This is a genomic window from Faecalibacterium sp. BCRC 81149 (assembly GCF_022750605.1).
GTDB lineage: Bacteria > Bacillota > Clostridia > Oscillospirales > Ruminococcaceae > Faecalibacterium > Faecalibacterium duncaniae.
In genome coordinates this window covers 1-6,519 of sequence record NZ_QXJA01000029.1, presented here as the reverse complement: position 1 = coordinate 6,519, position 6,519 = coordinate 1, and the positions used below count along the sequence as shown (strand labels likewise).

8 protein-coding genes and 1 tRNA gene are annotated in these 6,519 nt (G+C 51.6%); 3 read left to right on the top strand and 6 right to left on the bottom strand.

Annotated features, from left to right (window positions below; all coding sequences use genetic code 11):
- The 3 genes from D3F01_RS15640 to D3F01_RS15630 all read right to left on the bottom strand — a co-directional run.
- On the bottom strand, positions 1–526 hold a 526-nt coding region (locus tag D3F01_RS15640), incomplete at its 3' end, for a helix-turn-helix transcriptional regulator (protein ID WP_242889585.1).
- 799 nt (positions 527–1,325) lie between these two features.
- Entirely contained in the window at positions 1,326–1,532 is a 207-nt protein-coding gene (locus tag D3F01_RS15635) for a helix-turn-helix transcriptional regulator (RefSeq protein ID WP_120120272.1), read from the bottom strand.
- Positions 1,533–1,542: 10 nt separating this feature from the next.
- On the bottom strand, positions 1,543–2,022 hold the full coding sequence (locus D3F01_RS15630; RefSeq protein WP_120120273.1) for a DUF2975 domain-containing protein: 480 nt from the start codon (positions 2,020–2,022) through the stop codon (positions 1,543–1,545).
- Between the two features lie 139 nt (positions 2,023–2,161).
- Between D3F01_RS15630 and D3F01_RS15625 the strand changes: the two genes are divergently transcribed.
- Positions 2,162–3,427: a plasmid recombination protein gene (locus tag D3F01_RS15625; RefSeq protein ID WP_242889583.1), complete on the top strand. Its 1,266-nt coding sequence runs from the start codon at positions 2,162–2,164 to the stop codon at positions 3,425–3,427.
- A 17-nt stretch (positions 3,428–3,444) separates the two neighbouring features.
- Entirely contained in the window at positions 3,445–3,624 is a 180-nt protein-coding gene (locus tag D3F01_RS15620; protein ID WP_242700935.1) for a hypothetical protein, read from the top strand.
- Positions 3,625–3,724: 100 nt separating this feature from the next.
- On the opposite strand, the gene D3F01_RS15615 is transcribed toward D3F01_RS15620, so the two are convergent.
- The 3 genes from D3F01_RS15615 to D3F01_RS15605 all read right to left on the bottom strand — a co-directional run bounded on the left by D3F01_RS15615 (position 3,725) and on the right by D3F01_RS15605 (position 5,718).
- Positions 3,725–3,976 (bottom strand): DUF6061 family protein, encoded by a 252-nt coding sequence (locus D3F01_RS15615; RefSeq protein ID WP_242889587.1) that lies wholly within the window; start codon positions 3,974–3,976, stop codon positions 3,725–3,727.
- A gap of 153 nt (positions 3,977–4,129) precedes the next feature.
- Positions 4,130–4,215 (bottom strand) — tRNA-Tyr (locus D3F01_RS15610).
- Positions 4,216–4,329: 114 nt separating this feature from the next.
- Positions 4,330–5,718, bottom strand: coding sequence for an alanine/glycine:cation symporter family protein (locus tag D3F01_RS15605; RefSeq protein WP_117506071.1), 1,389 nt, complete (start codon positions 5,716–5,718; stop codon positions 4,330–4,332).
- 376 nt (positions 5,719–6,094) lie between these two features.
- Here D3F01_RS15605 and D3F01_RS15600 point away from each other — a divergent pair.
- A partial coding sequence (locus tag D3F01_RS15600) for a helix-turn-helix domain-containing protein (RefSeq protein WP_242889582.1) occupies positions 6,095–6,519 on the top strand: 425 nt, incomplete at its 3' end.

The window sequence follows — 6,519 nt, the reverse complement described above, 5'->3', positions numbered from 1 at the left end:
GATCACCTTGGTACACGGGCTTTCTCCGAAGGCTGATGTCCTTTGCGGCTTTGGCTGCTTCCGGGGTCTTGACCTTTGTGCGCAGCAGGGTGCTCAATGTCGTGAGCATGGCGTTCTGTGCTGCGATACCGGATGCAAAGGTATCATCAAAATACTGCGCTATGCGGTAAGTAAGCTCTGCAAAGCGGGCGTTTTCCAACAGCAGGTTGACCACCTCTGTATTGACACGCCCTGTGTAGAGGTTCTTTGCAGCTTCTACGGACAAACCCAGTTCGGCAATGTCGTAGTTCTTGCGGTCAGGGATGTTGGTTTCTCCCAGCAGGAAATCCGTAGATACGTTGAACAGCCTTGCAATCTTCAGCACCTGCTCATGGGTCAGGGTTCCTTTTGCGCCACTGATAAAACGGTTGATGGTGCTCTTGGAGCAGCCGAGTTCCTTAGCAAGTTCTGGTTGGCTGATGTTGTGCTCTTTCATCAAGTCCGCAAGACGGATGTTGGATGGTGCAGGCAAATATTCCTGTGCCATGAAGTCGGCCCTCCTTTTTGAGCTTTTTCCTCATTATAATACGCTCTGCCGTTTTGTTCAATATACGGTTCCATCTCCGCCCTTGCTGTTGCAGCCCTGCAACCAGTAAGGGCTTTTTTCTTTTTCCGTTGCAGTTCTGCTGCTTTTTCGCCCTTTCCGCAAAATTCTCCGTATATTCAGGCAGGAAGCAAAAAAACACCAGAGTTCCCACTTTGGGGTCTCTGGTGCAGTACATAATATCGCTTCGCCCAGTGGTCGCAGGGTGCGGGGCTTTGTGGGCATCGAACCGCTTGTCCACCCCTGCCCGTAAAAAGTGCATTTTTTCATGGAAGAAATTCGTACAACTTGTACGGTCTGTACTTGTACGCACTTGTACGGCGAATTTTGAGAAAATCGAGCGCTTTATCGTCTGTATTTCGATCATTTGTGCGTCGTACGAACCGTACAGATTATTTGAACTCCGTACGCGATTTTTTCAAATGCGTACGGAGCGATCAAGTTCGCATTGTGCGAACTTGTCGGGGCGAGGCCCCTCCATCTTGCTAGCGCAAGACCGTTCGGTCACTTAAAAGCCCCACTGGGGCTTTCATTGCTTCGCAAACGTGAACTCAATTAGCTCTCCCGCAGGAGACGTTCCCCCTCGGAGAGTCCTCGAAGAGCCCACTACACTTTGCAGACCGCAGGGATGAAAGTGTCATAGTGGGTTATTACACTTCCGAAGAAGTGCATCTCCCCACCGCAAACAAGCTGTTCGCCTAAAGAAAAGCCGCATAACGGAATGTGCCTGTTCCGACTCCTTCTATGTTTCATCGTATTCTAAAATGTCTCCCGGCTGACAATGAAGCTCCCGGCAAATTGCATCCAGTGTAGAAAAACGAATTGCTCTAACCTTTCCGGTCTTTAGATTTGAGAGGTTCGCCATAGAGATTCCAACACGTTCAGAAAGTTCTGTCAAGGAAATCTTTCGGTCTGCCATAATGCGGTCCAATCGTAGTATGATTGCCATTCTTATCCCCTTAAAGAACTTCGTTCAATTCCTTCTGCATCGCAACAGCTTCTTTCAACAACTCAGCCATGATAATCAGAAGTACTCCAGGCAACAGCAATACTGAATCACAGAAGAAAAAGGTCGAACCAGACGCTTGATATCCCGGTAAAAGTGGAAATATCACAGATGCAACCGCAATAAGATAGCCTTCAAGACGAGTGCATTGAACCAGCGTTTTAGAAAAAGTTTTATCACTAAGCATCATCTTCAAAACAGAGATTCCGGCAATCGTCATTACAAGGAAATACAGTTCCTGCGATGCAATGGAAGTGACATTAAGAACCACTCCATGCCTTGCACCCAAAAGCCATTGAATAGGAAGAATCACTGCACTGAACATTTGCGGAACAGTCAGTAAGAATGCCAGTCCGAGAAGTGTTTGTTTCTTTTTGAAAAACGTCTTTTTCTCGGAAGAAGTTGTATCAACCCGAAAATCATTCTTACCCATATTGCATCCCCCTTTGATTTCACATTTAGAATAGCACACGTTAAATTGAAAATCAATATATTTTTATCGTTTATCAAAAAAACCATCTGCATTATGAGTAAGAGTGTTAAACAGTACCCCTTGAAAGGAGGGATGCCCTTTGGCAAGAAACGATGGCGTTGACCGCACCAGTGTCCGAAATCTCGCCGTTTCAGACAAGGCCGTTGGTAACACCCAGCAGCACAACGAGCGCGAAAAGGACAGCTATCGGAACCCCGATATTATCCCCCAGCGCGCTGCATGGAACGTCCACTTCAAAAAGCCAACCGCCAGCTACACTGACCTGTTCGCCCAACTGGAAGCCGCCGGAACCATCTCCACGCGCGGCTTGAAGCCGGATGCCACCCATTATTGCGAGCTTGTCTTTGATGTCAACTCGGCCTATTTTGACAATCACGGTGGCTACGAGTTCGCCAAGCAGTTCTATGAGGATGCCTACAAAGCTGCTGTGCAAATCGTGGGTGGTGAGCAGTATATCCTCTCGGCAGTCATGCACGCGGATGAGATCAACCGCGCCATGACCGAAGCACTAGGCAGGGAGGTCTACCACTACCACCTCCATGTGGTCTATGTACCTGTGGTGGAAAAGCAGATCCTCTGGTCGAAACGCTGCAAGGATAAGGCACTGGTCGGCACAGTCAAGGAGACCGTCATGCAGGTCAGCCGGAGCAAGAAGTGGGCATCCAAGCCCTTGCTGGACGATGCCGGAAAGCCCGTCCTGCAAAAGAACGGCAAGCCTGTTTTGAAGAAGTCGTACAGCATCCTGCAAGACGATTTCTTCAACTATATGCGCAGCGCCGGGTATACCGATGTAGAGCGCGGTGAGCGTGGCAGCACTGAAGAACACCTGACCGTCACCCAATTCAAAGTCCAGCGGGAGCAGGAACGTCTGGACACCCTTACCGCCCAAGCCGACCAAAAGGCGCAGTCGCTTACTAAAACCTGTCAGACCCTCTCCAAAAAGGAGAGGGAGCTTGCCGCTGTGCAGAAAAAGGCCACACTCACGAAAGAAGCCCTCATTCATGCGCGCGATCTGGATTATATCGGCAAGCGCACCTTCCTCGGTAACTACTCGCTGACCGAAGAAGAATTTTCCAAACTGAAAAAACAGGCTGACCACGGCTATATGATGGACGTGGAGAACCGCCGCCTGAAAGAAGAACTTTCCACCGCCAAGAAGGAAGCCATTCATTGGAGCAACAAGTACCACGACCTGTGGTACGATGTAAAGCCTTATCTGGATGCTCTCCACCGTGCGCCGGAGCTGGTGCGTGGCTTTCTGGAAAAGATTCTTGCCCCCAAGCAGGAGCGCACCATGAATGTGCAGCAGCAAAACCGCAAGCGTGGGCAGGATGTTGAACTTTGATTTTCGGAGGACACTATTTGAGCAAAAAGAAAAAGTCTGTAAACAAGTCCGGCTACCCGGATGAAGCGATCAAGTCGCTGGCACGTTGTTTCTATCCTTCCATGGTTGAGTTTTTCAACAGCGAGGAAGGCCAGCGTGAATATGAGGAATGGCTGAAAGAGCAGGAAGCTCTACAAGCATTGCCTGTTGCCGCATAAAAACAGCAGGACGCTCCCGGTAAAGAGGGAACGCCCTGCCTTATATATATGTATCTCACCGAGGTGTGTCCAGTTGGGCACACCTCTTATTTTTTTGCTCTTAATCTTCCAGCCCGTGGCTCCCAGCCACATTCCGCAGGTATTCTTCCGGCTCACCGTTTAGAATCAGCTCTGCATACGCCAGTGGGTCATTGTAGATAAGGTAGTCCAGTTCTGTCTGCTGCGCCATGGTCACATCCAGCGCATCCTCAACCCCGGTGCAGTCAATGGAGATTTTTCTCCCATCCCGGAGCAACAGCTCCACACATCCGGTGTCCATGTTAAACTTGCAGGCTCTTTCATCGTACTTCATCATCGTGTCCTCCAAACTCTTGTTGTGTGGTTACGGTCTATGACAAGGTATCGGAGTTTTGCGCCGTCCACGGGAGCCTTCATTGTTGTACCCGAAGAAAACGAAAAATCCGAACCCTTCTCCAATCGGAAATAGGTTCGGATTTCTCTTGTTTGGTGGGCGCGGGTGGATTCGAACCACCGAAGCTGAAAAGCAGCAGATTTACAGTCTGTCCCCATTGGCCACTCGGGAACACGCCCAGATTCTGTTCATGTCCGTTGCCGGACGACTTGTTTATTTTATCAGACTGCGGGCGATTTGTCAACTACTTTTTTCGGATTTTTGCAGCTTTTCTGCGGAAGCTGTCGGCAGGGTCAGTTTTGGGTCAGATGTTTCCGGCGCTCGTAATCCCGCAAGGCGGCAATGGCTTCGCCGGACATGGGGTAGAGGGCAATGAGATTAAATATGGTCATCAGGCCGATGCCCACATCGCCCAGGTCCCACACCACGGTATAGGCTTCCAGGCCGCCCACCATCAGCATGACAAGGGCCAGCACCTTATAGGCTGTCTGCCAGCCCCAGCGGTCGCCAAAGAGGTACGCCACATTGGAGCGGGCATAGAACAGGATGCCGATGAAGGTGGAGAAGCTGAACAGCGCCAGCGTGACGGCAATGAACACCACGCCAAAGCTGCCCAGATGGTACTGCGCCGCTGCCTGCAGCAGGTCCATGCCGGTCAGCCCAGTGGTGACATTTGCGGGAGCCAGCAGCATCATAAAGGCAGTGCAGCTGCAGATGACCACCGTATCGATCAGGACACCCAGTGCCTGCACAAAGCCCATCTTCACAGGATCATCGCAGGAGGCAGCCGCTGCCGCACAGGGGGCTGAACCGCTGCCCGCTTCATTGGAGAACAGGCCGCGCTTGACACCGTTCATCAGCACCGCGCCAAAGCCGCCCGCGGCCACCTGCCGCAGGCCGAAGGCTTCCGAGAAGATGCGGCCCAGCACAGCGGGCAGCTGGCGGAAATTCACCGCAATGATGATAACCGTCATCACGAAATAGCAGACCGCCATGATCGGCACGATAACATCCAGGCTTTTCACGGTGGCATCCCTGCGCAGGACAATGACCGCCGAGAGCACCACCAGCACCACTGTGGTCACGATGGGCGGGATGGAGAACGCATTGGCAAAGGCGGAGCTGACCGAATTGCTGATGACCTGGCTGATGCCGCACCAGCAGATGAGTCCTGAAATGGCAAACAGTACCGCGATGATAGAATGACGCAGCTTTTTGCCCCGCTTGCGCTCGGCCAGCACATGGATGTAGTAGGCCGGGCCGCCGCGCTGCCCGCCATAGAGCGGGTCAGGCTGCCGGTACTTCTGGGCCAGTGTGGATTCCACAAAGGAGGTGGAGGCCCCCAGCAGGGCCGTGACCCACATCCAGAACACCGCACCGGCACCACCGGCAGACACTGCCGCCACCACGCCCACCAGATTGCCCATGCCTACCCGGGTGGCCGTGGAGACGATGAGCGTCTGAAAAGAGGAAAGGCTGTCCATGCTCTGGTTCTTCTCGCAGACAGCGGCGATCATATCCCGGAACAGCCGCACGGGCAGCAGCCGGGTGCGCAGGGTGAAGAACACACCCGCCGTGAGCAGCAGCACCGCCATCAGCGAAATGCCGATGCCGCCGCCCACCGGCAGGGTGAACAAATCACCCCAGAGCAAGTTGTATACCGTTTCGATCAAATGGGACATTCTGAGGAGCCTCCTGTTGTGTGATTACTTTATTATAATACAGCACTTCAGGTTTGTAAATCAGAAAATCCAAGCGCAAGGAAAACAAAAAATCCGAACCCTTCTCTTTTGAGAAAGGGTTCGGATTTTCATTGTTTGGTGCGAGTAGTGATACAGAACTTTTCAAAAAACATCGTAGTACAATTTGTTTTCAAGGTCATCGGATAGCAACTTGCTTGTATCGCACCCCGATGGGCAGCCGTGTTTGAAATATAGTTGCCTTTTATATACCACACAACCTAAAAATTATCAAGTACGCGCAGCGTTCACTTCTCCCATCACCGGGAGCAAATGAACGCTGCTTTTTTTGTTTACAACGAAAGGAGGCATCCGTGAAATGGCAGTTTTTCGGGTAGAAAAGAACAGCGGCTACACGGTCATGTCGAACCATCACCTGCGGAACCGGGCCTTGTCCCTGAAAGCCAAGGGCTTACTCTCCCAAATGCTCTCCCTACCGGAAGATTGGGACTACACCCTGCAAGGGCTAGCCCGTATCAACCGGGAAAGCATCGATGCGATACGGCAGGCTATCCGGGAACTGGAACAGGCAGGCTACATCCAGCGTTCCAGAGAACGGGACGAGAAAGGGCGGCTGCGCGGCGCAGACTATGTAATCTTTGAGCTGCCGCAGCCCATTCCTGCATCGGTTTCACCTACATTGGAAAATCCAACGTTGGAGAATCCCACGCAGGAAAACCCTACGTTGGAAAATCCAATGCAATTAAATAAAGATAAACTAATTACAGAAAAACAAAAGAAAGA

Coding starts and splice junctions, on each gene's coding strand:
- D3F01_RS15605 (WP_117506071.1), bottom strand. CDS start 5,718: ATGTCCCATTTGATCGAAACGGTATACAACTTGCTCTGGGGTGATTTG.
- D3F01_RS15635 (WP_120120272.1), bottom strand. CDS start 1,532: ATGGCAATCATACTACGATTGGACCGCATTATGGCAGACCGAAAGATT.
- D3F01_RS15615 (WP_242889587.1), bottom strand. CDS start 3,976: ATGAAGTACGATGAAAGAGCCTGCAAGTTTAACATGGACACCGGATGT.
- D3F01_RS15630 (WP_120120273.1), bottom strand. CDS start 2,022: ATGGGTAAGAATGATTTTCGGGTTGATACAACTTCTTCCGAGAAAAAG.